Source organism: Variovorax sp. RCC_210 (genome assembly GCF_041355175.1).
Taxonomy (GTDB): Bacteria; Pseudomonadota; Gammaproteobacteria; order Burkholderiales; family Burkholderiaceae_C; genus Variovorax.
This window is the reverse complement of record NZ_JBFUPJ010000002.1, coordinates 25,638-49,058: the sequence shown is the minus strand read 5'-3', so window position 1 is coordinate 49,058 and position 23,421 is coordinate 25,638. Positions and strand designations below refer to the sequence as shown.

Here is a 23,421-nt window from a genome sequence, read left to right as displayed (position 1 = left end):
CCGCGCTATCCTGCCGAACGGCGCATGCCCCACCTAGGAGACACAACACATGAAACACCTGAGCGGTCTTGATGCCACCTTCCTGCACATGGAAACGCCGGAAATGCCGATGCACGTGGGCTCGCTCAATGTGCTCGACCTGCCCAAGGGCTACAAGGGCGACTTCTACGAAGACGCCAAGAACTTCATGGCCAGCCGCATCCACCTGGCCGACGTGTTCACGCGCAAGCTCGCGCTGATGCCCTTCGACATGTCCAACCCCGTGTGGGTGGACGACGAGGACATCGACATCGACTACCACGTGCGCCACATCACGCTGCCCAAGCCCGGCACCAACCGGCAGTTGCAGCAGTACGTGGCGCGCCTGCACTCCACGCTCATCGACCGCAGCCGCCCCATGTGGGAGTTCTTCATCATAGACGGGCTCAAGAGCGGCCAGGTGGCGCTGTACACCAAGGTGCACCACGCGGGCATCGACGGGCAGGCCGGCGTGGAAGTGGGCAAGGCCATCTTCGACCTCGAGGCCACCGGCCGCGTGGTGAAGCCGCCGCGTTCGCGCCCGCGCGGCAGCGGCTACCAGCTGGGCATGGCCGAGCTGGCCACGGCGGCGCTGCGCAACACCGCGCAGCAGTACGTCAAGCTCTTCAAGATGGCCCCCGCCATCGCGCGCGCCATCGGCGGGCTGGCCAAGCCCGACGAGAAGGCCGCCGAGAAAGACGCCGCCGCCGCGCCCAAGAAGTTCAACCTGTTCGCGCCGCGCACCTCGCTGAACGTGTCGATCACCAACCAGCGCACCTTCGCCGGGCGCACCATCTCGCTGGCCGAGACCAAGTACATCGCCAAGCACTTCGGCGTGTCGCTGAACGACGTGGTCATGGCCACGGTGTCGGGCGCGCTGCGCCACTACCTGGCCGACAACAACGAGCTGCCGGCCAAGCCGCTGGTGGCCGGCGTGCCGGTGAGCCTGCGCGAGGCCGGCGACCAGACGGCCAACAACCAGGCCAGCATGATCCTGGTGAGCCTGGCCACCGACATCACTGACCCGGTGCAGCGGCTGAAGGCCATCAACGCGTCGTCGAACTCGTCGAAGTCGACCATGAACCGCTTCAAGGCGGTGATCCTGGACGACTTTCCGACCTTCGCCGCGCCGTGGCTGGTGTCGGGCATCGCGTCGATGGTGGGGCGCTCGGGCATCGTCAACCTGTTGCCGCCGGCGGCCAACGTGGCCATCTCGAACGTGGCGGGCGCGCCGTTTCCGATGTACTTCGCCGGCGCGCTGGTGACCTGCTACTACCCGGTGTCGATCGCCAGCCACGGCACGGCGCTGAACGTGACGGTGCAGAGCTACAACGGCCGCATGGACTACGGCCTGATCGCCTGCCGCCGCGCCGTGCCCGACATCACCGAGATCGGCGACTACATGCTGGCCGAGCACAAGCTGCTGATGGAGCTCACGCAGAAGCACCCGGCCGCCGCCGGTGCCGCGCCCGCGCCGGTGCCGCCGAAGACGGTGGAGGAGCCGTCGGACGACGAGGCGCCCGCGCCGGTCGCCGCGAGGAAGGCACCTGCCGTTGCCAGGAAGGCACCGGCCGCGCGCAAGAAAGCGCCGGTGAAGGTCGCTGCGAAGAAGGCGCCTGTGAAAGCTGCCGTTGCGAAGGCACCGGCAAAGACGCCTGTGAAAGCAGCCGCCAAGAAGGCAGCCCCCAAGCCGCAGGCCCGCAAGACCGCGCCCACCGCACCGGCCGCCCCCGCCAAACGCGCCCGTTCCCCCCGCGCCGCGGCGGCATGACCGGCGCGCGGGCCCGGCCTGCAGAAAAGTGGGGCAGTTGGACTAGTTTTCCGACCGTTCTAGTTTTCCAGGCCTAGGCCCCCGGGAAGAAGATAGGCCCATCGCGACAGAACATCCCCGTTTCCTCGCGAGCCCATCAACTTCAAAGGAAATCACCATGTCCACGCAAACCACCATCGCTTCCGCAGCCGTCCACGTCGTCGGCCAGTACAACGACGCAGGCAAGACCCTGGTCGGCGCCTACCGCACCGGCGTGCATCGCCTGCTGGGCGGCGCCGCCACGCGCTACAGCAACTTCCTGGGCAGCCGCCAGATTCCGCTGGTGAGCGAGCAGGTCAAGGCCAACCTGATCGGCGCGCAGGAGAAGATCAACGGCTTCCTGGCCAACCGCCTGGACATCGATACCGGCCGCATCGTGTCCGTGATGGACCGCGTGGCCGCCGGCACCACCACCGGCATCGAGACCGTCGCCGGCCGCGTGGCACGCGTCGAGTCGCCCGTCGCCACCTCGGTGATCAACGCCCTGGGCGCGCTGAACCAGCCGATCGCCACCGTGTCGGTGCAAATCGCCGACCGCATCGCCGCCGGCACCAAGCAGATCGAAGCCCGCGTGAGCGGCGCCGAAGAAGCCAAGCCGGTTCGCACGGTGAAGGCCAAGGCCGCCGTCGCCAAGAAGCCGGTTCGCCGCGCTGCCGCCCGCAAGGCGGCCTGACCCCGAGGGCGCCTGGCGCCCTTTTTCTTTTGTCCGGTACCTGGAGCACTGCATGGCGACCCGCGCTGACGAAACTGCAAAGTCGAAGAAGACGGAGAGGGCGGCGCCCGCGAAGAAGGTGCCCGCACGCAAGGCACCAGCTGCCCGCAAGGCCGTCCCCCGCAAGGCTGCTCCCCGCAAGGCCACACCTGCTGCCGGCAAGACCCAGGCCGCGGCCCCCGGCAAGGCCGAAGGCCTGCTGCGCGCCGGCCTGAAGGCGCTGGACACCGTGCGCAACGACGTCGCCAAGCGCCAGGCCAACGTGATCGAAGGCCTGCTCGGCATCCGCCAGGGCAAGGTCCCCAGCCTCGACAGCTTCGGCATCCGCAAGTTCGAGGACGTGTTCGACCAGCGCGTGGCCACCGCGCTGGAGCGCCTGGGCCTGCCGAACGCGCAAGAGGTGCAGGCCCTGCGCGACGAGGTGGCGCAACTGCGCGAACGCGTGGCGCAGCTCGAAGGCTCCGCGGGTTCTGCCGCCACTGCCACTGCCGCTGCCGAAAGCCCGCGCGCAGCCGCCCCCCGCGGCCGCGCCAGACGCTGAGCCACCCACCGCCGTTGTGGCCAGTTCCAACACCACGCGCGACCGCATCCTGCAGGCCAGCCTCGCGCTGTTCAATGCGCAGGGCCTCGCGGCCGTGTCCACGCACAAGATCGCGGCCGAGCTCGGCATCAGCCCGGGCAACCTGCACTACCACTTCAAGGCCAAGCAGCTCATCGTCGAGTGGCTGTTCCGCCGCTTCGAGCAGCGGCTGGAGGCGCTGAACGGCTCGTCGGCCGCCATCGCGGCCATCGACGACCTGTGGCTGGCGCTGCACCTGCGCTTCGAGGCCATCGACGAATACCGCTTCATCTACCGAGACATGGCCTTCCTGGCCAGCGAGTACCCCGCGCTGGGCCAGCGCGCGCAGGCCCTCACCGCGCAGAACCTGCTGGCCGCGCAGGCGCTGTGCGAAGGCCTGGTGGCCTCGGGCGTGATCGAGACCAGCGCCGAGCAGGCGCGCATCCTGGCGCTGCAGATGGTGTTCACCACCACCTGCTGGCTGTCGTTCGAGCGGCTGGTGCCGGGGCGGGACGCCCTCGCGCAGGCCGACCCGGGGCTGGCGGCGTTCTACACGCTCACCCTCGTCTCGCCGTATGTTTCCAGCGAATCGAGGGCTTACCTCGATTACCTGAGGGGCAAATACCTCGGATAAATGACGTTGTTGTCCGACGGGGCATTGGCTGCCAGAGCCCCAGCTTTGCGAACAAGACGATAAAAGTCCATCAAGAGCCACAACGCGCTACAACAGGCCATCGCGCCGAAGGAGCCACTGATCATGACCACCGCCACCCACGCCAAGGAACCCATCGCGCCGCCGTCGCGCCTGCTGCTGCTGGCCGAGGCGCGCGCGCTGTGGGAAACCGGCGCCGGCATCGCCATGTGGCCGCTGCTGCAGCTCACGCCGCGCGGCGACGGGCACCCGGTGATCGTGCTGCCCGGCCTTGTGGCGGGCGACGGCTCCACGCTGCTGCTGCGCCGCTACCTGTGCAGCCGCGGCTACGACGCGCACGGCTGGGGCCAGGGCCGCAACCTCGGCCCGCGCGAAGGCGTGGAGCACGGCATGGTCGAGCTGCTGAAGACCCTGCACGAGAAGAACGGCGAGAAGGTCAGCGTCATCGGCTGGAGCCTGGGTGGCGTTTACGCGCGGCTGCTGGCGTCGTCGTACTCGCACATGATCCGCAACGTGATCACGCTGGGAAGCCCGTTTTCCGGCAGCCCGCGCGCCACCAACGCATGGCGCGTGTACGAGGGCGTGAGCGGCCAGAGCTCGCACGACCCGCGCCGCATGAAGTTCGTGCAGCCCACGCCGCCCGTGCCGACAACGTCGATCTTCAGCCGCACAGACGGCGTGGTCGCCTGGCGCTGCAGCATCGAGAAGACCGGCCCGCAGTCGGAAAACATCGAAGTGCTGGCCAGCCACCTGGGCCTGGGCGCGCACCCGGCCGTGCTCTACGCCGTGGCCGACCGGCTGGCGCAAGCCGAAGGCCAGTGGAAGCCCTTCAATCGCGGGTTGCTCGGACCGCTGGTGTACCCGGACCCCGACCGCGCGGACTGACCAAAACCCAACGCAACGCGACGCAGCGCAGCTGTCCCGTCCCCTTCCAGAAATACCGCGGAACCGGCTTTGCCGGGCCGCAGGTATTGCCCCCGATAGGGGGAAGGAGGCCACACGAAGTGGGCAAGCCTGGGGGCGAGCCTAGGCCCCTGCCCACACGTCCAGCACGTAGCGCTGGTCGGCAATCATCTTGTCCATCCACGCGGCACTGTCGTGCCCATGTTCGCGCGCCAGGTCGCTCAGCGTGCGGCGCACGTCGGGCTCCATGCGCGAGCCGTCGCCGCACACGTACACCACGGCGCCGGCCTCCAGCAGCTTCCACACGTCGGCCGCCTGTTCGCGGATCAGGTCCTGCACGTACACCTTGCGGTCCCCCGCGCGCGAGAACGCGGTGTGCAGCTTCATCACGCCGCGGTGCGCCCAGGCGTTGAGTTCGTCGGCGTAGATGAAGTCCTGCTCCGGATGCCTGCAGCCGAAGAACAGCAGCGCCTCGCCGATCGAATTCCCCGCCTCGACCTGCGCCGCGCGCTCCTGCAGGAAGCCGCGGAACGGCGCCAGCCCCGTGCCCGGGCCGACCATGATGAGCGGGCGGCTCGCGTCGTCCGGCAGGCGAAAGCCTTCCGCCGTGGTCTCGCGCACCACGCCGTGCACCGTGTCGCCCGCTTCCGCGCGCGCCAGGAAGTTGGAGCACACGCCCTCGAAGGTGCCGGTGCCCGACCTGGCCGGGCCGCTCACCACGCCCACCGTCACGCTGCACCGGCCCGGCGTCATCGTCGGCGACGACGAAATCGAGTAGTAGCGCGGCGACAGCGGCGACAGCATTTCCAGGAACACCGCGAACGGCACCTGGCAGGCGCGGTGCTCGCCGAGCAGGTCGAGCAGCGACTTGCGCTTGTGCAGCACCTCGGCCTTGTAGGCGGCTTGCGAAACCTCGTCGCTGCCGGACAGCGCCAGCAGCTTCGGCTTGGTGAACGGGCATTCGGTGTGCGCCGCGAGCGTGGCGATCTGCTTGCGCGTGGCCACGTCCTGCAGCTCGACGTAGTCGCCCAGCAGCCGGTCGACCGCAATCACCTGCTCCACCGGCAGTGCCGCCTTGCGGCCTGCGCCCGCGTGCAGGCGCACATGGGCCGTGCGGTCGAAGCCGAAGCGCGCCATGGCGCGCTCCACCTGCGCCGGGCTGTTGCGCGGCACCACGCTCAGGTGGTCGCCGGCGCGGTACACCAGGCCTTCGGGCAGCATCAGCTCCACGTGGCGCGTGGACCGGCCGGCCTCGTCGCTGCCGCCCGCGCTTTGCAGCTCGCGGTTCTCGATGACGCGCAACGCGACCGCGCCCAGCGCATCGACGATCGCGTTCTTCTGCGGCGGCGGCAGCTCCTCGAGCGTGTACAGCGGCTCGCTCTGCGCGGGCGTGTCGGCGCCGGTCTTGATGTCGAAGGCCTTCACCAGCTCGGGCCACAGCGCGTCGCTCCAGTCCTGGAAGGCGCCGTCCATGTCCTCACGCGCATCGCCTTCGCCACGCGGGTGCACGCGCGTGGCGCCCAGCGCCTGCAGCCGCTCGTCGATGCGGCGCGGCACCGCCTGGTAGGTGGCGGCCCAGTCGGTGTTGCCGCAGCCGAACACGCTGAAGCGCACGCCGTTGAGCGCGTCGTCGGCCTTGTCGAGCCAGCGGTGGAACTCGGCCGCGTTGTCGGGCGCCACGCCGTTGTACGAGGCGCACACGATGGCCACCGCGCCGTTGGCCGGCAGGCGCTCGGCGTAGTCGTCGAGCGAAGCCAGCTGCGTGGAAAAGCCGCGCGCCTCGCCGGCCTCGGCCAGCTGGCGCGCCAGGTCTTCGGCCGTGCCCAGGTTGGAGCCCTGCAGCACCAGCAGCGAGGTGCCGTGGCGCGCGGGCTGCGGTTTGCGTGCCGGGCCCGTGGCGGGTTGCGCGGGTTGCGCGGCCTGGACGGGCGCGGCGGCCGCGTCGGTCATGTTGCCGCGCGGGCGCGTGGCCGGGTCGCGCAGCAGTGCCTTGATCTTCAGGCCCTCGGGCTTGATGGTCAGCGCCTCCTTGATCTTCAGCTGGTAGCCCGTGTGGTCCACCAGGTTGAAGCGCTGCAGGATCATGCCGAGCGTGAGCACGGCCTCCTGCAGCGCAAACTGCCGCCCGATGCAGGCGCGCTGCCCGTTGCCGAAGGGCTTGAAGGCGTTCACCGGCCGCTCGCGTTCGGCCTCGCGGGTGAAGTTGTCGGGGTTGAACCGGTCGGCGTCCTCGCCCCAGATGCCCTTGTCACGGTGCAGCGCCAGCGCATGCATGATGACCATGTTGTTCTTCTTGATCGTGTACTGCCCGCCGATCGTCGTGTCCTCCTTCGCGCGCATCGAGATGGCCGGCGCGGTGGGGAACATGCGCAGCGACTCCTTCAGCACCTGCATCACGTACTGCAGCCGGTTGACCTGCGCGTAGGTGGGTTTTTGCGTGGTGTCGGGGCCGAACACGTTGTCGACTTCGGCCTGCGCCTTGGCCATCGCCTCCGGGTTGTTCAGCAGGAAGTAGATGGCGAAGGAGAGCAGGCCGCTGGTGGTCTCGTGCCCCGCGATGAGAAACTCGATGCACTCGTCGCGGATCATCTTGTCAGTGAGCTGCTCGCCGCTCTTCTTGTCCACGCCCGCGATCATGTAGCTCAGCAGGTCGGGCTTGGTGGCGATGTCGGCACCGCTCGCGCGCCGCTCCTGGATGATGTCTTCCACCATCTTGTGCATGTAGCGGATGTCCTTGCGCTGCTGCGCGAGCTCCTTCTTGAGCATGAGCTCTTCGAGCGGCAGGCCGCGGCGGTTCTGCACCGTTTCCAGCGTGCGCACCATCGCGTCGACGAAGGGGTGGAAGCCTTCGCGGTAGAAGGAATTGAAGCGATAGCCGAAGCCGCACAGGCCGATGGTGTCCAGCGTGAGCGCGGTCATGTCGCGCACCACGTCCACTTCTTCGTCGAAGTTCAGCCGCTCCCACTTGGTGACCAGCTGGCCCGCGATGTCCAGCATCATCGGGTGGTAGGCCTGCATGGCGCGCTGGCTGAAGTTGGCCAGCAAGATGTTGTGCGGCTTCGACCAGGTTTCCTCGTGCGTGTCGGAAGTGAACAGGCCGTGCGACGCCGCACGCAACCGGCGCAGCGCCCCGCGCGTGCTCTTGTCGAAGCGCTTCTCTTCGCACAGTTCGTCCACCAGCGCGGGGGAGGACACCACGATCACCGGCATGCCCGGCATGTCGAGCCAGTAGATGCCGCCCAAGTCCTTCGCGATCTTCCACATGTCGAGCACGGGAGAGTCGGAGCCGATCGACAGCAGGTTGCCGACGAAGGGCTTCTTCGCCGGATGCGGGATCGGGTGGAGCGAGTTTTTGCCTGCCATGGTCTGTTGTGCCTTTGGAGTGGACCCGCTTCGGATGTCCGGGGTGTAACAACCGGAGTATCCCGACGACACGGGCCGGGGGCAGGGCGGGGATTCCCTAGGGCGGGCTTGGCAGGGACAGGGTTTCGAAGAGCTCGGAGCGCGAAGAGTTCAGGGCGCGATCACGCCGACGCGGTACCCCTTTGCTCGAATGTCCCCCGGCCTTCGGCCTCCTCCTTTATTTCTCGCAAAGGGGCACCGCGCCGTCGTGATCGTTGTGCGCAGCGGTCGTTGACGAGCCGGTCACCAGCAGCGTGCCCAGGTGAACAGGGCGTCGGGTGCTTCCCGCAGCGAAATAAAGGAGGAGGGGCGAAGCCCCGGGGGACATTCGCGGAGGGAAGTACCCGGCGGCCTGTTCACACGCCCTGAACAGCAGCGCCGAGAACAAAACAAAAATCAGGGACGAACCATCTTGCAATCAGTGCCCTGTGCCAGCTCGTTCCCCGTGTAGATCGCGTCCGTGCGAAAGCCGTAGTTCGTGCCTTCCCAGCCGACCTTCACCGTCTTGCCGTCCACCGGCGCGATGGTGTTGACCACCTGCGGCAACAGCAGCTGGTGGTCTTCGCCGCGCATGCGCACCGGGCCCACCACCGAGTCGAAGTTCAGGTCTTCGAGCGCGTGCGCCACCTTCACCGTGTCGGTGCTGCCCGCCTTGTTGATCGCCGCGGCCAGCAGGCGCGGCGTCATGTCGATGCGCGGCGCCAGAAAGTCCTTGCCCGTCTTCGCCTTGTAGGCCTTGGCCAGCGCGTCGACCTTCGGCGTGTCGGCCTCGCCCGGGTGCCACTCGGCCACCCACGTCAGCTGCCCCAGCTTGGCCTGCGACACCGCCGTGACCGTGCCCGGCACCGAGCCCGCGCTGTGGTTGAAGTAGCGCAGGTTGTAGCCCGCGTCGCCCGCCGCCTTCAGCAGCAGCGTCATGTCCTGGCCCCAGTTGCCGGTGATGACCGAATCGGCGCCGCTCTGCTTCACGTTCGCGATGTAGGGCGCGAAGTCTTTCACGCGGCCGATGGGGTGCAGCGTCTCGCCCACGAACTGGATGTCGGGGCGCGCCAGGCCCACCAGCTGGCGGCCGTAGCTGGCCCACTGCTTGCCGTGCGCGTAGTCCTGGTTGAGCAGGTACACCTTCTTCACTTCCGGCGTCTTCTTGATGTAGTTGGCCAGCGCCTTCATCTTCATCGCCGTGTTCGCCTCGGTCTGGAAGTGCCAGAAGCTGCAGGCCTTGCCCGTCATCTCGGGGTCGATGGACGAGTGGTTCAGCACGATCAGTTCGCGGCCCGGGTTGCGCTGGTTCCAGCGCGCCACCGACTGCACCAGCGCCGTGACCACCGAGGAGCCCGAGCCACCCGTCACGATGGCCTTCGCGCCCTGGTCGATGGCCGCCTGCAGCGCGCTCTGGCTCTCCTGCGCCGAGAGCTTGCTGTCGAACTGCAGCAGCTGCAGCTTGGTGCCGCCCAGCACGCCGCCCTTGGCGTTGATGTCCTCGATGGCGTACTGCGTGTGCATCAGCATCAGCTCGCCGACGTTGGCGAAGGGCCCCGAGAGCGGGTCGATGTAGGCGATCTTGTAGGTCTGCTGCGGGGCCTGGGCCTGGGCGATGTTGGCCGTGGCCATGGTGGCGACCAGGCAGGCAAGGGCGATCCGCGCCAGGGGCGCATTCTTCAACTTCATGGTGTGTCTCCGGGGATGGTGATCGGTCAGTTCTTCGCTTGCAGCCCGATCACGCGGCTGGCGAGCTTGGTCAGTTCGGCCGCGACCTCGTCGGGCGAGAGCCGGCCGCCAGGGCGGTACCAGCTGTACAGAAAGCCGGGCAGGCTGCAGGCCGCGAGCGCGGTGATCTTGGTTTCCGCAAAGTCGAGGTCGCCGTCGCGCCGCGCTTCTTCGAGCAGCGGGCACAGCAGGTCGTAGAAGTGGTGCGCGAGCTTTTTCTGCGCCGCGATGTACTCGGGGCGGTACACCTGCGGCTCGCGGTACGCGAAGAAGGCGCAGGGGTGGTGCGTGATGGTGGCGCGTATCAGCCGCTCCAGGCCCTCGAGCACCTTCTCGCTGGCGCGGCGCGGGTCGTCGGCCGCGAAGTCGAGCGCGGTGAAGCAGTCGACCGCGGGGCGCCACGACAGCGTTTCGAAGATCTCCTGCTTGTCGCGGAAGTAGTAGTACACGAAGGGCTTGGTCACGCCCAGCGCGCGCACGATCTGCGCCATGGTGGTGTTCGCGTAGCCCTGCGCCGCGAAGAGCTGCGCGGCCGCCTGCAGGATGCGCTCGCGCTGCACGTCGGTGCTCTGCGTGGCCGCGCGCTGGCGGCCTGTGCCCTGCGGCAGGTGGGGCTGTGTCGTTGCGTCGCTCTGGTCTCCAGAGGGTTTGTGCCGTGTCGCGGAAGTTATACCCATGGGTAGGATTGTTCGTGCACCATGCGGCATTGGCAAGCGCCCGCCCTGCATGGGCGGCTATCGATAACCCTGAGAAAGTGACGCCATGGAGACAACCAAGCCCGCCGCGCAGAACCTGCGCGAACTGCCACCGCGCCCCGAGCAGCCGCTGCACGAATACCTGCGCGGCCACGCGCGCGAACGCGCCGACAGCGCCGCCTGCATCTGGTACGGCCATGTCATGAGCTGGGCCCAGCTCGACCGCGCGAGCGACGCCTTCGCCGCGCGCCTGCAGGCGCTGGGCGTGAAGAAGGGCGAGCCCGTGGTGCTCTTTTTGAACAACTGCCCTCAGTACCTGGTGGCGCACTTCGGCATCCAGAAGATCGGCGCCATCGTCTGCCCGAGCGGCCCGCTGAACAAGGAGCACGAGCTGGCCTACCAGGTCAACGACCTGAAGGCGCGCGTGATCGTCGCGGCCGTCGCGCTGCTGCCGGTGGTGCGCAAGGTGCAGCCCGAAAGCGCGCTCGAACACGTGTTCGTGGTGCACTACGCCGACCTGCTGCCCGCGGAGCCTTCGCTCGACCTGCCTGCGGAGCTTGCGGCGGAACGCAAGGGCGAGCGCACCCTTCCCGAAGGTTGTGAAGGCGTCGAAGGCTGTGAAGACTTCCTGGCCGCGATGCAGTCCGACGCCAGGCCGCAGCCCGTGGCCATCGACATGGACGACATCGCGCTCATGACCTACACCTCGGGCACCACCGGCCTGCCCAAGGGCGCGATGCTGAGCTACGGCAACGCGCTCTTCAAGACGCGCGCCGCGGCCGACTGCAACGGCGTGGGCCCGGCGGACGTGCTGCTGTCCATCGCGCCGCTGTACCACATCGCCGGCATGCTGATGGGCGTGAACGTGCCGGTGCTCAGCGGCGCGACGTCGGTGCTGCTGCACCGCTTCGACCCGCGCACGGTGCTGCAGGCCATTGCCGCCTGCAAGGTGAGCTGGTGGTACAGCATCGCGCCGATGAACGTGGCCTGCATGCAGGTGCCCGACATCGCCGGCTTCGACCTGTCGAGCCTGCAGATGAACCCGGTGACCAGCTTCGGCATCACCTTCACCGAGCCGCTGGCACGGCAGTGGCGCTCGCATGCGCCGAACTGCACGTCCTTCGAGGCCGCCTACGGCCTGAGCGAAACCCACACCTGCGACACCTACACGCCGCACCACGCGCCGCGCTGGGGCACGCAGGGCATCGCGGTGCCGGGCGTGACGATCCGCATCGTCGACGCGGACACCCAGGCCGACCTGCCCGCGGGCGAGGTCGGCGAGATCGTGCTCACCAGCAAGGGCGTGTTCAAGGGCTACTGGAACAAGCCCGAGGCCACCGCGGCCACCTTGCGCAACGGCTGGGTGCACACCGGCGACATGGGCAAGCTCGACGCGGACGGCTATCTCACCTTCATCGGCCGCTTCAAGGAAATGATCAAGGTCTCGGGCTACAGCGTGTTCCCCGAAGAGGTCGAGACCATTCTCATCAAGCACCCGGCGGTGGCGCAGGCGGCCGTCATTGCGCAGCCCGATGCCGAGAAGGGCGAGGTCGTGAAGGCCTTCATCGTGCGCAAGCCCGGCGCCACGCTCGAGGCCGATGCGCTCGTGGCCTGGGCGCGCGACAACATGGCCAGCTACAAGGCGCCGCGCGCCGTGAGCTTCATCGATGCATTGCCCACCACGGGCGCGGGCAAGGTGCTGCGTCGCCTGCTCAAAGACCCAAGCTGAGAGGTTTCGTTTGTTCTCCAAAGTCCTGATTGCCAACCGCGGCGAGATCGCCGTTCGCCTGGTGCGCGCGCTGCGCGACCTGGGCATTGCCAGCGTGGCCGTGCATGCGCGCGACGACGCCGCGGCCCTGCACGCGCAGCTGGCCGACACCGCCGTCGCGCTCGACGCGACCGGGCCCGCGGCCTACCTCGACATTGCCGCGCTCATCGCCATCGCCCGGGCGCAAGGCTGCGACGCGGTGCACCCCGGCTACGGCTTCCTGAGCGAGCGCGCCGATTTCGCGCAGGCCTGCGCGGACGCCGGCCTCGTGTTCATCGGCCCCACGCCCGAGCAGCTCGGCCTGTTCGGCGACAAGGCGCGCGCCCGCGCGCTGGCCACGCAGTGCGAGGTGCCGGTGATGCCGGGCAGCGCGGGCGCGGTCACGCTCGCGCAGGCGCAGGCCTTCTTCGCCGAGCAGCACGCGCAGGGCGCGGGCGTGATGGTCAAGGCCATCGGCGGCGGCGGCGGGCGCGGCATGCGCGCGGTGCTCGACGCACAGGCGCTGCCCGAGGCGCATGCGCGCTGCATGTCCGAAGCCAAGGCGGCCTTCGGCATCGAGGGCGTGTACGTGGAGCGCCTGATGCGCAATGCACGGCACATCGAGGTGCAGGTGCTGGGCGACGGCACGGCGGTCGCCAGCCTGGGCGAGCGCGAGTGCACGCTGCAGCGGCGCTTTCAGAAGCTGGTCGAGATCGCGCCCAGCCCGTCGCTGCCCGAGGCCCTGCGCGCGCAGGTCACGCAGGCGGCGCTGCGCATGGCGAAGGCGGTGGGCTATCGCGGGCTCGGCACCTTCGAATTTCTGGTCGACGCGGCATCGACGAGCCTGCCCTTCGTGTTCATCGAGGCCAACCCGCGCCTGCAGGTGGAGCACACGGTGACCGAGGCGGTGACCGGGCTCGACCTGGTGCAGCTGCAGGTCGAAGTGGCCGCGGGCCGCTCGCTGGCAGACCTGGGCGTGCAGGCCGACCGCACCGCGCCGCAGCGCGGCTTTGCGCTGCAATGGCGCATCAACGCCGAGACGCTCGACGCGCAAGGCAACGCGCGGCCGTCCGGCGGCACGCTCGCGCGCTTCGACCTGCCTTCGGGCCCCGGCGTGCGCGTCGACACGCACGGCTACGCGGGCCTGGCGCCTTCGCCGCACTACGACACGCTGCTGGCCAAGCTCATCGTGCAGTCGCCGTCGCCGCGTTTCGAAGACGCGCTGCGCCGCTCGCTGCGCGCTCTGGACGAATGCCACATCGAGGGCATTGCCACCAACCTGTCGCTGCTGCGCGCGATTGCGGCGCGCCCCGAGTTCGCGACGCAGGCGGTGCACACGCGCTTCGTGGAGGCGCACCTGGGCGACCTGCTGGCGGCAGCGGCTGCGCTCGACAAGCAAGCGAAGAAGACGACGGCGGCGCCTGTCGCCAATGTCGCCCCTGTCGTGGTTGCTGACGACGGCTCGGACGAGCTCACCGTGAAAGCGCCGATGCCCGCGCGCCTCGTGCAGTTCGAGGTCGAGGTGGGCGACGTGCTGCCCGCCGGCGCGCAGCTCGGCGTGCTCGAGGCCATGAAGATGGAGCACCTGCTGCACGCCCCCGTGGCGGGCCGCGTGGTCGCGCTGCTGGCCGCGCCGGGCGACTACCTCGTCGAAGGCCAGTCGCTGGTGCAGCTGGAGGCGGTCGATGCGCAAGCCGTGGAGGCCGAGGCGCGCACCACGCACGATCTCGATGCGGTGCGCCCCGACCTGCGCAAGGTCATCGACCGCCACGCGCCCACGCTCGACATCAACCGCAAGGCGGCCGTCGACAAGCGCCACGCGCAAGGTGGGCGCACCGCGCGCGAGAACATCGCCGACCTGTGCGACACCGCGAGCGACCCCGGCAACTTCATCGAGTACGGCGCGCTCGCCATCGCCGCGCAAACGCGCCGCCGCACGCTCGAAGACCTGATTGCCAACACGCCCGCCGACGGCATGGTCACCGGGCTGGGCAGCATCAACGCGAAGCAGTTCGGCCCCGAGGTGTCGCGCTGCGCCGTGCTGGCCTACGACTACACGGTGCTGGCCGGCACGCAGGGCATGCGCAACCACCACAAGACCGACCGCCTGCTGGCGGTGGCGCACCAGCTGAAGCTGCCGGTGGTGCTGTTCGCCGAGGGCGGCGGCGGCCGGCCGGGCGACACCGACATGCCCATCGTGGCGGGCCTGAACAACCACACCTTCAGCCAGTTCGCGGCGCTGTCGGGCAAGGTGCCGGTGGTGGGCATCGTGCACGGCCGCTGCTTCGCGGGCAACGCGGCGCTGCTGGGCTGCGCCGACGTGATCATCGCCACCAAGGGCAGCAACATCGGCATGAGCGGGCCCGCCATGATCGAAGGCGGCGGGCTGGGCACCTTCGCGCCCGAGCAGATCGGCCCGAGCAGCGTGCAGTCGCGCAACGGCGTGATCGACATCCTGGTGGAAGACGAGGCCGCCGCCGTGGCCGCGGCCAGGCAGTATCTGTCGTACTTCCAGGGCGCGACCACCGACTGGCAATGCGCCGACCCGCGCACGCTGCGCCACGTGGTGCCGGAGAACCGGCTGCGCGTGTACGACGTGCGCGCGGCGATGCGCGGCGTGGCCGACACGGGCTCGCTGCTGGAGCTGCGCGCGGGTTTCGGCGCGGGCATCGTCACCGCGCTGGCGCGCATCGAGGGCCGCCCGGTCGGCCTGATGGCCAACAACCCGCACCACCTGGGCGGCGCCATCGACGTGGAAGCGGCCGACAAGTCCGCGCGCTTCATGCAGCTGTGCAATGCGCACGGGCTGCCCCTGGTGTCGTTGTGCGACACACCCGGCTTCATGGTGGGTCCCGAGGTCGAGGCGCAGGCGCAGGTGCGCCACGTGTGCCGCATGTTCATGGTGGCGTCGCACCTGCGCGTGCCCTTCTTCGCCGTGGTGCTGCGCAAGGGCTACGGCCTGGGCGCGCAGGCCATGACGGCGGGCGGCTTCGACGCGCCGGTGTTCACCGTGGCCTGGCCGACCGGCGAATTCGGCGCGATGGGCCTCGAAGGTGCCGTGCGGCTGGGTTTTCGCAAGGAACTCGCGGCCGCGGCCGAGGGCGCCGAGCGCGACGCGCTGTTCAAGCAGCTGGTGGCGCAGCAGTACGCCAACGGCGAGGCGATCCACATGGCGCAGACGCTGGAGATCGATGCGGTCATCGATCCGGCGGACACGCGCACCTGGTTGGTGCGCGGTCTGGAGTCCGCCACGCGGGCGCGGCAGCCGGTCACGCCCTACGTCGACACTTGGTAACCACGCAACTAGACCCGGTCACGCAAAGGACAAAGGAGCTGCCTAAACTTAGTCGTTTTTGCCTAAATGAAATCGGTTTCCAGTTGGCTCGCCCGCCTGCGCGAGGTTGCTCTCGCGCATTGGGTGGCCGCTTTTTGCCTGGCGGCGCTGGCCGTGGGCGTGCATGCCGTTCCCACCGGGAGCGGTGCGCCCAAGCAGCCGGCCGAGGCGCACTGGGTGGCTGCATGGGCGGTGGCGCCGCTGGACTTTCGTGAGCTGGCCGCGGTTCCGGGCATGGGGCAATTGCCGGGGCTCACCGGCAACGCGTTCAAGGCGCAGACCTTGCGGCAGCTGCTGGAGCCCACGCTCGATGGCGAGCACATCCGCATCCGCTTTTCGAACCGCTTCGGCAAGGTGCCGATGCGCATCGCGGCAGCGAGCGTGGCGCGCAGCACCGGTGCGGACGCCATCTCGCCCATCTCGTTGCGCATCCTGCAGTTCGGCGGGCGCTCGAGCCTCACCATCGCGCCCGGCGCCGATGCCTGGAGCGACGGCGTGGACCTGAAGATCGAGGCCGGGCAGAACGTGACGGTCAGCGCGTTCTTCGACGGCAACACGCCCGCGGCCACCGTGCACATGCGCTCGAGCGACACGAGCTGGGTGGTGCACGGCAACGCGGTCGCGACGCCCAAGCTGCGCGACGCCACCGCGCAGGGCATCAACCACATCGTCACGGGGCTGGACGTGCTGACGTCGAAGCCGGTGCGCACGGTGGTGGCCTTCGGCGACTCCATCACCGCGGGCAGCGGCGAGACCGGCGAAGGCGCCTACCCCGACCTGCTGGCCACGCGCCTGCGCGACAGCCCCGAGGCACCGCAGGAGGTGACCGTGGTCAACACGGGCATCGGCGGCAACCGCCTCCTGCTCGACGGCATCGGCCCAAGCGGCCTGTCGCGCTTTGCGCGCGATGCGCTGGCGCAGAGCGGCGTGACCCACGTCATCGTGCTGATGGGCACCAATGACATCGGCCGCAGCGTGCTCGCGGGCCTGCCGGGCCTGGCGGTGGCGCCGCGCGACATGCCGACCGCCGAGCGCATCACCGAGGGGCTGGCGCAGCTGGTCAAGCAGGCGCGCGCCAAGGGTGTGAAGGTGCTCATCGGCACGGTGCCGCCGTTCAAGAACACGCCCTATTTCAACGAGGGCAACGAGGCCATGCGCAATGCCGTCAACCGGTGGATACGCAACCTGCAGGACGTCGACGGCGTGATCGACTTCGATGCCGCGCTGCGCGATCCGGCCGATCCGCAGGCGCTCAACCCGCAGTTCGACAAGGGCGATCACCTGCATCCCAACAAGGCCGGGCACGCGGCGATGAGCGCGGCCGTCGACCTGAAGGAACTGCAGGAGTGAGCGCTCGCGCGGCGTGAGGAGAGCGCCGTCGGAGGTTGTTGGGAGCCGTCGGCGTGCGAAACAGCTTTACACAAGACTTCGCGCCCCGCTTACAGGCGGTTCACATGGGCTCGGCAGCATGAAGGCTCCTCCAACAACTCATGAGGAGTCCTTCATGAAAACAATCGCATTGGCTTTTTCCATCGGCGCTGCTTCGCTGCTGTCGGTGGGTGCAATGACCGTTCCCACGACCGCGCAGGCCCAGCCTGTGGTCATCCAGGTCGCTCCGCCGCCGCCGCGCTTCGAACGCGTGCCGCCGCCGCGTCGCGGCTACGTGTGGGCGCCGGGCCACTATGAATGGCGTGGTGGCCGCCACGCCTGGGTGGGCGGTGTGTGGGTGCGCGAACGCCCGGGCTACGCCTACCGCGCGCCGGAGTGGCGCCAGGACGGCGGCCGCTGGCAGTACAGCGCCGGCCGCTGGGACCGCGACGGCGACGGCGTGCCGAACCGCTACGACCGCCGGCCGAACAACCCTTACCGCAACTGACGCTGCGACTGACACTGCAACCGGCGCCACAACTGGCGCCGCATCCCCGCGAAGTCCTCTAGCGAATGTCGACGAGCTCGAGGACTTCGTTGATGTGGAAGACACCGGTCAGGGAGCCGCCACGCGTCTGCACCTCGAAGCGCACGACGCGGCCCAGTTCGGGTGAGAACCAGGCATCGGCCCGGTAGTGGCCGTACTGGTTGCCCACCACCGCGCCCGCGTTCGCGAAGCGCTGGGTGTAACCCCGGTACTCGATGCGCACGACGTTCAGGTTGCGGCCCGCCACCGCGAGGGTGGTGTTGTCCGCCGCCACGGCGTTGAGGTCCATGTTCACGCGCATGCCGCCGAGCACCGAGCTGTAGCGCGTGCTCCACACCGTCTTCTGCTTGAGGATTTCGCCGGCCCAGCCGCCGGGCGGCATCACCGCGTCGAACTCCCCGGCGATGGCGGTGGTGACGCCCACCACCTCGCCGCCGGGCTTTTCCACCCAGCCACCGCTGTTGAAGCTGATTGCACCATCCGGCGGACTCGCGTCCGCGCGGTAGACCACCGGGCGCGACATGCCGGTCAGCCGGTCGAGCAGCCGGTACTCGACCACGCTCGGCCGCGCGACCGATGCGCCAGCGGACGGCGCAGATGGGGGCAACGCCGCCATGCGCTCGACGGCCACCCGGCCGCGCGTCGGCAATTCGGCGATCCATGACGCGGGCATCGCCAGTTCCGCGGACCCCGTCACGATGGAAGCCGCGCTGACCAGCCCGGCCAGCCGACCCTGCGCGTCGAACAGGCCGGCGCCGCCCATGCCGGCCGCCGGTGCGGTGTTGAGCTGCAGGGCTTCCAACTGGCCGGCATTGCCGCGCCGCAGCCCGGCCAGCATGCCGATGCCCAGCGTCAGTTCCCTGCCGCGGGGCGAACCCACGGTGTACAGCGGCATGCCGACCTGCAGCGAGCCCGCGGGCGCGAGGGCCAGGGGCGGGCCGGGGAGGTTGGGAACGCGAAGCTGGCAGAGGTCGCGCTCGGCGTCCGGAAACTCCAGCGTCGCGCCGTAGCTGACGTTGTCGCGCTTGAGCGTCACGCTCGCGGCCTTGGCGAGCAGCTGGCAGCTTGTTACCGCGCTGCCCGTGCCGGTGGCCACGGCGGTGCCGACGGCGAGCACCTTGCCCTGGGCGTCGCTGGCCTGGAGCACCCAGACAGCGGGCGAGACGCGGGCGAAGAGGGCGTCTGGCGCGAGCGGCGCCAGTGGCGCCAACTGCGTCAGCTGTGCCGGGGCCGATGCGGCTTGGGCCGAAGCGTTGGAAATCGTCAGCGCCGTGAGGCCGACGGCGAGCGCGAAGGAAAGGGCGAGGTGCGGCAGGTGTCTCATCGATAGGCTTTGCAGGAGCGCCGAGCGGCTCCTGGGCGCCGGATGCTACACCCGCTTACACGTGCCCTGCCCTCAGCGGAAGACGACCGTGCGGTGCCCGTTCAGCACCACGCGGTGCTCGCTGTGCCATTTCACCGCGCGCGCCAGCACCTGGCTCTCGGTGTCGCGGCCGCGGGCCGTGAGGTCTTCGACCGTGTCGGTGTGGTCGGCGCGGGCCACGTCCTGCTCGATGATCGGGCCCTCGTCGAGGTCGGCCGTCACGTAGTGGGCGGTGGCGCCGATGAGCTTCACGCCGCGGTCGTGCGCCTGGTAGTAAGGCTTGGCGCCCTTGAAGCTGGGCAGGAACGAATGGTGGATGTTGATGGCGCGCCCGGCCAGGTTGCGGCACAGGTCGTTGCTCAGGATCTGCATGTAGCGCGCCAGCACCACCAGCTCGGCGCCCTCGGCCTCGATGATCTCCAGCTCCTTGGCCTCGGCCTGCGCCTTGGTCGCGGCCGTCATCGGAATGTGATGGAAGGGCACGTTGTAGCTGGCGGCCAGCTGGTAGAAGTCGCGGTGGTTCGAGATGATGGCGCGCACGTCGATGGCCAGCAGCCCGCTCTTCCAGCGGAACAGCAGGTCGTTCAGGCAATGGCCTTCCTTGCTCACCAGGATCACCGTCTTCATCGGCTCGGCGGCGGCATGCAGCTGCAGGCTCATGCCGAAGCCGGCGGCAAAGCCCTTCAGTTCCTCGCGCAGCACCGCCTCGCTGTGCTCGACGCAGGCAAAGCGCACCCGCATGAAGAACAGGCCGGTGCCGTGGTCGTTGTACTGGGCGGCCTCTTCGATGTTGGCGCCGCGCTCGAGCAGGAAGCCCGACACGGCGTGCACGATGCCCGTCCGGTCGGGGCACGAGAGGGTGAGGATGTAGGCGGGTGAGGAAGGCGTAGTGGTCGTCATCAGGGGCGTGATTGTGGCAGGGGTGCCAGAATCGCGATTTTCGTCCACCACATACCCGCAGGAGCGAGACATGGCCCATCAGGACTTCAACATGGACAACCAGTGGTTGCCCTTTACCCCCAACCGTCATTTCCGAAAAGACCCGCGCGTCTTCGTCGCCGCCGACGGCATGGAGTTCACCACGCACGACGGCAAGAAAGTGATCGACGGCATCTCCTCGCTGTGGTGCGTGGGCGCGGGCCACAACCGCAAGCCCATCAACGAGGCCATCAAGAAGCAGCTCGACACGCTCGACTACGCCACCGCCTTCCAGGTGAGCAACGACCGCGCCTTCGAGGCCGCCGAGCGCATCGCCGCGCTCGCCCCGGGCGACCTGAACAAGGTGCTGTTCTGCAACTCGGGTTCGGAAGCCGCCGACACCTCGATGAAGGTGGCGTTGGCCTACCACCGCGCCCGCGGCGAGGGCCACCGCAACGTGTTCATCGGCCGCGAGAAGGGCTACCACGGCGTGGGCTTCGGCGGCATGTCGGTGGGCGGCATTCCGGGCAACCGCAAGGTGTTCGGCTCGGCCTTCCTGCCGCGCGTGGACCACATGCGCTTCATTCACGACCCGGTGAACCACGCCTACATCCACAACGAGGAACCGGTGTGGGCCGAAGACCCGCTGGTCGAGCTGGAGACGCGCATCCTGCCGCTGCACGACCCGAGCAACGTGGCCGCCATCATCGTGGAGCCGGTCGCCGGTTCGGCGGGCTGGTACCTGCCGCCCAAGGGCTACCTGAAGCGCCTGCGCGAGATCTGCGACAAGCACGGCATCCTGCTGATCTTCGACGAGGTCATCACCGGCTTCGGGCGCATGGGCAGCAACTTCGCGTCGGACTACTTCGGCGTGGTGCCCGACATGCTGAACTTCGCCAAGTGCGTGACCAACGGCGTGATTCCGCTGGGCGGCGTGATCTGCCGCGACAAGCTCTACGACGCGATGATGAAGACCGACGCGCCCGAGCACGTGGTCGAGTTCTTCCACGGCTACACCTACTCGGGTCATCCGGTGGCCTGCGCCGCGGCGGTCGCCACGCTCGATCTGTTCAAGCAGGAGCAGCTGTTCTCGCGCGCCGGCGAAATGGGCAAGGTGCTGGGCGACGCCTTCCACAGCGCGTTCAAGGGGCTGCCCAACGTCATCAGCATCCGCAGCCTGGGCCTTGCCGCGGCGGTGGAGCTCGCGCCCATCGCGGGCCTGCCGGGCAAGCGTGCCTACGACATCTTCCTGGACTGCTTCCACAAGGGCGCGCTGGTGCGGGCCGCGGGCGACGTGCTGGTCATCGCGCCGCCGTACATCGTCGAAAAGTCGCACATCGACACGCTGGTGAACACGCTGGCCGATTCCATCAAGGCCCACGCCTGAGCGGCTGAAATCATGAACGGCGGGGAGCGACGGCGCGTCGCTCCCCGCCGTTTTTTTGTGCGCGATCCACCGGATCCGGTGGCTCCGGCATTGGGGTAGACCCCCTCAATTCCACCGGTTCTCGGGATTCCGACGGCGGGGCCCCCTCCCTAGCATCCAGTCGCTAAACGTAGCACTTTCGGTTTCGAAAAGTGCGGTTTTTCGAAAGGAGCTGCCATGCCTCGCGTCGTTCTTTCCGTCGGCGACCCCACGTCCCGGCGCCACCGCAACCGCCCCGCGCCCCATGCCGCGCCGAGGCTTGCGCTTGCCTTTGCGTTTTCCCTGGCCGTTGCGAGCGCGGTGCCGCTGGCGCGCGCCAACAACGTGGGCGAGAACACGTCGTGGCAGTTCCAGACCAGCACCGACAAGGTCAACCAGGCCGCGGTACAGGACATGGTGCGCAAGCAGAAAAGCGGCTACTACGCGGCGCCGGTCTACAACACGAACATCGGACGGCAGTACAACTGCAACGTCTCGGCCACCTCCACCGGCAACGACGGCAACAACAGCACGGTGGCCAACTCACCGTCGAACGCGGGGGCGCGCTCCGACGCGTCGGGCAACGACAGCCGCACCGCCGTGGGCACGCTCGGCGGCGCCACGGTGGGCACCTCGCAGGCCAACGCCGGCGCGGTCGGCTCGGCCGTCATCGGCGGCACCAGCACGCAGGTGCAGGGCGCGGCCAACCAGGCGCTGAACTCCACGCAAGGCAACGCCGGCGCGCAGACCGCCAGCGTGGGCGGCAGCTCGGCATGCGCGTTCGGCGTGCTCAATTGAACAGGGCAGGCACCATGCACACCCCACGCTCCCTTTCTCTGGCCGCACTGGCCGCCGCGGCGGTTGCCGTGCTCGCCGGCTGCGTTGCCGCGCCGCAGCAGCGCTTCGCCCCGGGCGAAGCGCCCGTGGTGCTCGGCCCGGCGGTGCGCGACAACGTCACGCCCATGGAGGCGGTGCTCGCCTGCTACGCCGACCACGTCGCCGCCACGCGCCGCCCGCCCATCGTCATCGGCGTGGGCGACGTGAAGGACTACACCGGCAAGTACAGCATCAACGAAGGCAACGCCATCACGCAGGGCGGCGCGCTGATGGTGTATTCGGCGCTCGGCAAGCTCGGCGGCGCGGTGAGCATCGCCGAGCGCTTCGACCCCGTGATCGCCGAGCGCGAGCTCGCCTACGCCGACCGCCGGCAGCTCGGAGACGGGCGCAACCACCAGGTGGGCGGACCCAACGGCGGGCAGAACGTGCCGTGGCTGCCGTACTTCGGCGGCACCATCAACAAGTCCGACTACTTCATCGTGGGCGGCATCACCGAGCTGAACTACAACATCAACTCCGGCGGCGCCGAGGTCGCGGTGAACCAGGTGGGCGTGAAGGCGCGCACCTTCAGCCAGTCGGTGAGCGTGGACCTGCGCATCGTGGACACCAAGTCGCTGATGGTGGTGCGCACGGTGAGCCTCACCAAGCAGTTCAACGGCTACGAAGTGGGCCTGAACGTGTTCCGCTTCTTCGGCAGCAAGCTGTACGACGTGGACATCGGCGCCAAGGGCCAGGAGCCGGTGCAGATGGGCGTGCGCGCCGCGCTCGAAGAAGGCGTGGTGCGGCTCATGGCGGCCGTGACGCAGGTCGACCACCGGCCCTGCATGACGATGCGCCCCGGCGGCGGCGAGCAGATTCCGATGGTGCCCGCCGCCGAGCTGCGCAAGGTCGACAACCCCGCCGACGCCACCGTGGGCGGCGCGGCGGCGACCTCGCCCGTGGCGCAGGGCAATGTGGCCGTCAACGCCACCGGCGCCGGCGGCGCGCGGCTCACGGGCAGCGCCACACAGGTGGCCTTCGACTTCGGCGCCACCACGCTCGGCGGCAGCTCGCTGGCGCTGATCGACCAGATCGCCGGCGCCGCCAAGAAGGGCGCGACCGACATCGTGCTGGTGGCGCGCGACACCGAGAACTGGGACGCCCGCAAGCGCGACGAGCTCACCGACCAGCGCATTGCCGCCGTGACCTCGGCGCTGGCCAACCGCGGCGTGCCGCCGGGCGCCATCAGCGTCACCTGGCGGCCCGACGCGGCCGACACGTCGATCCACCGCGACGGCCCGGGCCTGCAGGAGATCGCCAAGCTGCGCGTGGGCAGCCCGGTGGTGGGTGCCGCGCCTGCTGCCTCGTCTGCATCTTCTACAGCTTCCTCTTCCACCGCTTCCCCCACCGCTTCCCCCTCCGCTTCCGCCTCGTCGCCAGACACATCCGCCAAGGGCGGTTGAGC

At 69.0% G+C, this 23,421-nt stretch carries 17 protein-coding genes; 12 read left to right on the top strand and 5 right to left on the bottom strand.

Translation table 11 applies throughout. The annotated features are described in order from the left end of the window. The first annotated feature begins 49 nt into the window (after positions 1–49). From AB6807_RS08130 to AB6807_RS08110, 5 genes are all read left to right on the top strand, one after another. Positions 50–1,789, top strand: coding sequence for a wax ester/triacylglycerol synthase family O-acyltransferase (locus tag AB6807_RS08130; protein WP_371084190.1), 1,740 nt, complete (start codon positions 50–52; stop codon positions 1,787–1,789). Between the two features lie 157 nt (positions 1,790–1,946). Next, positions 1,947–2,501 (top strand): hypothetical protein, encoded by a 555-nt coding sequence (locus AB6807_RS08125; RefSeq protein WP_116913470.1) that lies wholly within the window; start codon positions 1,947–1,949, stop codon positions 2,499–2,501. Between the two features lie 52 nt (positions 2,502–2,553). Next, positions 2,554–3,081, top strand: a complete 528-nt coding sequence (locus tag AB6807_RS08120; RefSeq protein ID WP_371084189.1) for a phasin family protein — start codon at positions 2,554–2,556, stop codon at positions 3,079–3,081. A gap of 16 nt (positions 3,082–3,097) precedes the next feature. Continuing rightward, positions 3,098–3,733 (top strand): TetR/AcrR family transcriptional regulator, encoded by a 636-nt coding sequence (locus AB6807_RS08115; RefSeq protein WP_116913571.1) that lies wholly within the window; start codon positions 3,098–3,100, stop codon positions 3,731–3,733. Between the two features lie 123 nt (positions 3,734–3,856). After that, entirely contained in the window at positions 3,857–4,636 is a 780-nt protein-coding gene (locus AB6807_RS08110) for an esterase/lipase family protein (protein ID WP_371084188.1), read from the top strand. A gap of 141 nt (positions 4,637–4,777) precedes the next feature. On the opposite strand, the gene AB6807_RS08105 is transcribed toward AB6807_RS08110, so the two are convergent. The 3 genes from AB6807_RS08105 to AB6807_RS08095 all read right to left on the bottom strand — a co-directional run bounded on the left by AB6807_RS08105 (position 4,778) and on the right by AB6807_RS08095 (position 10,440). Beyond that, positions 4,778–8,017: a bifunctional cytochrome P450/NADPH--P450 reductase gene (locus AB6807_RS08105; RefSeq protein WP_371084187.1), complete on the bottom strand. Its 3,240-nt coding sequence runs from the start codon at positions 8,015–8,017 to the stop codon at positions 4,778–4,780. 435 nt (positions 8,018–8,452) lie between these two features. Next, positions 8,453–9,724 (bottom strand): branched-chain amino acid ABC transporter substrate-binding protein, encoded by a 1,272-nt coding sequence (locus AB6807_RS08100; RefSeq protein ID WP_371084186.1) that lies wholly within the window; start codon positions 9,722–9,724, stop codon positions 8,453–8,455. A 26-nt stretch (positions 9,725–9,750) separates the two neighbouring features. Next, complete coding sequence (locus AB6807_RS08095; protein ID WP_116914353.1) at positions 9,751–10,440, bottom strand: TetR/AcrR family transcriptional regulator; 690 nt, start codon at positions 10,438–10,440, stop codon at positions 9,751–9,753. An 85-nt stretch (positions 10,441–10,525) separates the two neighbouring features. Between AB6807_RS08095 and AB6807_RS08090 the strand changes: the two genes are divergently transcribed. The 4 genes from AB6807_RS08090 (at position 10,526) to AB6807_RS08075 (ending at position 17,415) form a co-directional block, all read left to right on the top strand. Continuing rightward, the gene (locus tag AB6807_RS08090; protein WP_371084185.1) at positions 10,526–12,187 is read left to right on the top strand and encodes an AMP-binding protein; all 1,662 of its coding nucleotides are present in this window, start codon (positions 10,526–10,528) and stop codon (positions 12,185–12,187) included. Positions 12,188–12,197: 10 nt separating this feature from the next. Beyond that, a complete protein-coding gene (locus AB6807_RS08085; protein WP_371084184.1) occupies positions 12,198–15,500 on the top strand; it encodes a carboxyl transferase domain-containing protein in 3,303 nt (1,100 codons plus the stop codon). Between the two features lie 66 nt (positions 15,501–15,566). Beyond that, positions 15,567–16,889: an SGNH/GDSL hydrolase family protein gene (locus AB6807_RS08080; protein WP_371084183.1), complete on the top strand. Its 1,323-nt coding sequence runs from the start codon at positions 15,567–15,569 to the stop codon at positions 16,887–16,889. A 154-nt stretch (positions 16,890–17,043) separates the two neighbouring features. Next, complete coding sequence (locus tag AB6807_RS08075; RefSeq protein ID WP_116914350.1) at positions 17,044–17,415, top strand: YXWGXW repeat-containing protein; 372 nt, start codon at positions 17,044–17,046, stop codon at positions 17,413–17,415. A 58-nt stretch (positions 17,416–17,473) separates the two neighbouring features. Here AB6807_RS08075 and AB6807_RS08070 read toward each other — a convergent pair whose 3' ends face one another. Together AB6807_RS08070 and purU are read right to left on the bottom strand one after the other, a co-directional pair. After that, complete coding sequence (locus AB6807_RS08070; protein WP_371084182.1) at positions 17,474–18,778, bottom strand: serine protease; 1,305 nt, start codon at positions 18,776–18,778, stop codon at positions 17,474–17,476. Positions 18,779–18,850: 72 nt separating this feature from the next. Next, a complete protein-coding gene (gene purU, locus AB6807_RS08065) occupies positions 18,851–19,717 on the bottom strand; it encodes a formyltetrahydrofolate deformylase (RefSeq protein WP_116914348.1) in 867 nt (288 codons plus the stop codon). Positions 19,718–19,787: 70 nt separating this feature from the next. Here purU and AB6807_RS08060 point away from each other — a divergent pair, with 70 nt between their 5' ends. The 3 genes from AB6807_RS08060 to AB6807_RS08050 all read left to right on the top strand — a co-directional run bounded on the left by AB6807_RS08060 (position 19,788) and on the right by AB6807_RS08050 (position 23,419). Then, a complete protein-coding gene (locus AB6807_RS08060) occupies positions 19,788–21,122 on the top strand; it encodes an aminotransferase class III-fold pyridoxal phosphate-dependent enzyme (RefSeq protein WP_116914347.1) in 1,335 nt (444 codons plus the stop codon). 216 nt (positions 21,123–21,338) lie between these two features. Then, positions 21,339–21,938, top strand: a complete 600-nt coding sequence (locus AB6807_RS08055; protein WP_371084181.1) for a hypothetical protein — start codon at positions 21,339–21,341, stop codon at positions 21,936–21,938. Between the two features lie 14 nt (positions 21,939–21,952). Next, positions 21,953–23,419 carry a CsgG/HfaB family protein gene (locus AB6807_RS08050; RefSeq protein ID WP_371084180.1) on the top strand — a complete coding sequence of 489 codons (1,467 nt, stop codon included), beginning with the start codon at positions 21,953–21,955 and terminating at the stop codon, positions 23,417–23,419. The last annotated feature ends 2 nt before the right edge of the window (positions 23,420–23,421 follow it).

What these genes read in the sequence shown, in the direction of transcription:
- AB6807_RS08130 (WP_371084190.1), top strand. Translation starts at nt 50, where the DNA reads ATGAAACACCTGAGCGGTCTTGATGCCACCTTCCTGCACATGGAAACG.
- AB6807_RS08125 (WP_116913470.1), top strand. Translation starts at nt 1,947, where the DNA reads ATGTCCACGCAAACCACCATCGCTTCCGCAGCCGTCCACGTCGTCGGC.
- AB6807_RS08120 (WP_371084189.1), top strand. Translation starts at nt 2,554, where the DNA reads ATGGCGACCCGCGCTGACGAAACTGCAAAGTCGAAGAAGACGGAGAGG.
- AB6807_RS08110 (WP_371084188.1), top strand. Translation starts at nt 3,857, where the DNA reads ATGACCACCGCCACCCACGCCAAGGAACCCATCGCGCCGCCGTCGCGC.
- AB6807_RS08105 (WP_371084187.1), bottom strand. Translation starts at nt 8,017, where the DNA reads ATGGCAGGCAAAAACTCGCTCCACCCGATCCCGCATCCGGCGAAGAAG.
- AB6807_RS08100 (WP_371084186.1), bottom strand. Translation starts at nt 9,724, where the DNA reads ATGAAGTTGAAGAATGCGCCCCTGGCGCGGATCGCCCTTGCCTGCCTG.
- AB6807_RS08095 (WP_116914353.1), bottom strand. Translation starts at nt 10,440, where the DNA reads ATGGGTATAACTTCCGCGACACGGCACAAACCCTCTGGAGACCAGAGC.
- AB6807_RS08090 (WP_371084185.1), top strand. Translation starts at nt 10,526, where the DNA reads ATGGAGACAACCAAGCCCGCCGCGCAGAACCTGCGCGAACTGCCACCG.
- AB6807_RS08080 (WP_371084183.1), top strand. Translation starts at nt 15,567, where the DNA reads ATGAAATCGGTTTCCAGTTGGCTCGCCCGCCTGCGCGAGGTTGCTCTC.
- AB6807_RS08075 (WP_116914350.1), top strand. Translation starts at nt 17,044, where the DNA reads ATGAAAACAATCGCATTGGCTTTTTCCATCGGCGCTGCTTCGCTGCTG.
- AB6807_RS08070 (WP_371084182.1), bottom strand. Translation starts at nt 18,778, where the DNA reads ATGAGACACCTGCCGCACCTCGCCCTTTCCTTCGCGCTCGCCGTCGGC.
- purU (WP_116914348.1), bottom strand. Translation starts at nt 19,717, where the DNA reads ATGACGACCACTACGCCTTCCTCACCCGCCTACATCCTCACCCTCTCG.
- AB6807_RS08060 (WP_116914347.1), top strand. Translation starts at nt 19,788, where the DNA reads ATGGCCCATCAGGACTTCAACATGGACAACCAGTGGTTGCCCTTTACC.
- AB6807_RS08055 (WP_371084181.1), top strand. Translation starts at nt 21,339, where the DNA reads ATGCCTCGCGTCGTTCTTTCCGTCGGCGACCCCACGTCCCGGCGCCAC.
- AB6807_RS08050 (WP_371084180.1), top strand. Translation starts at nt 21,953, where the DNA reads ATGCACACCCCACGCTCCCTTTCTCTGGCCGCACTGGCCGCCGCGGCG.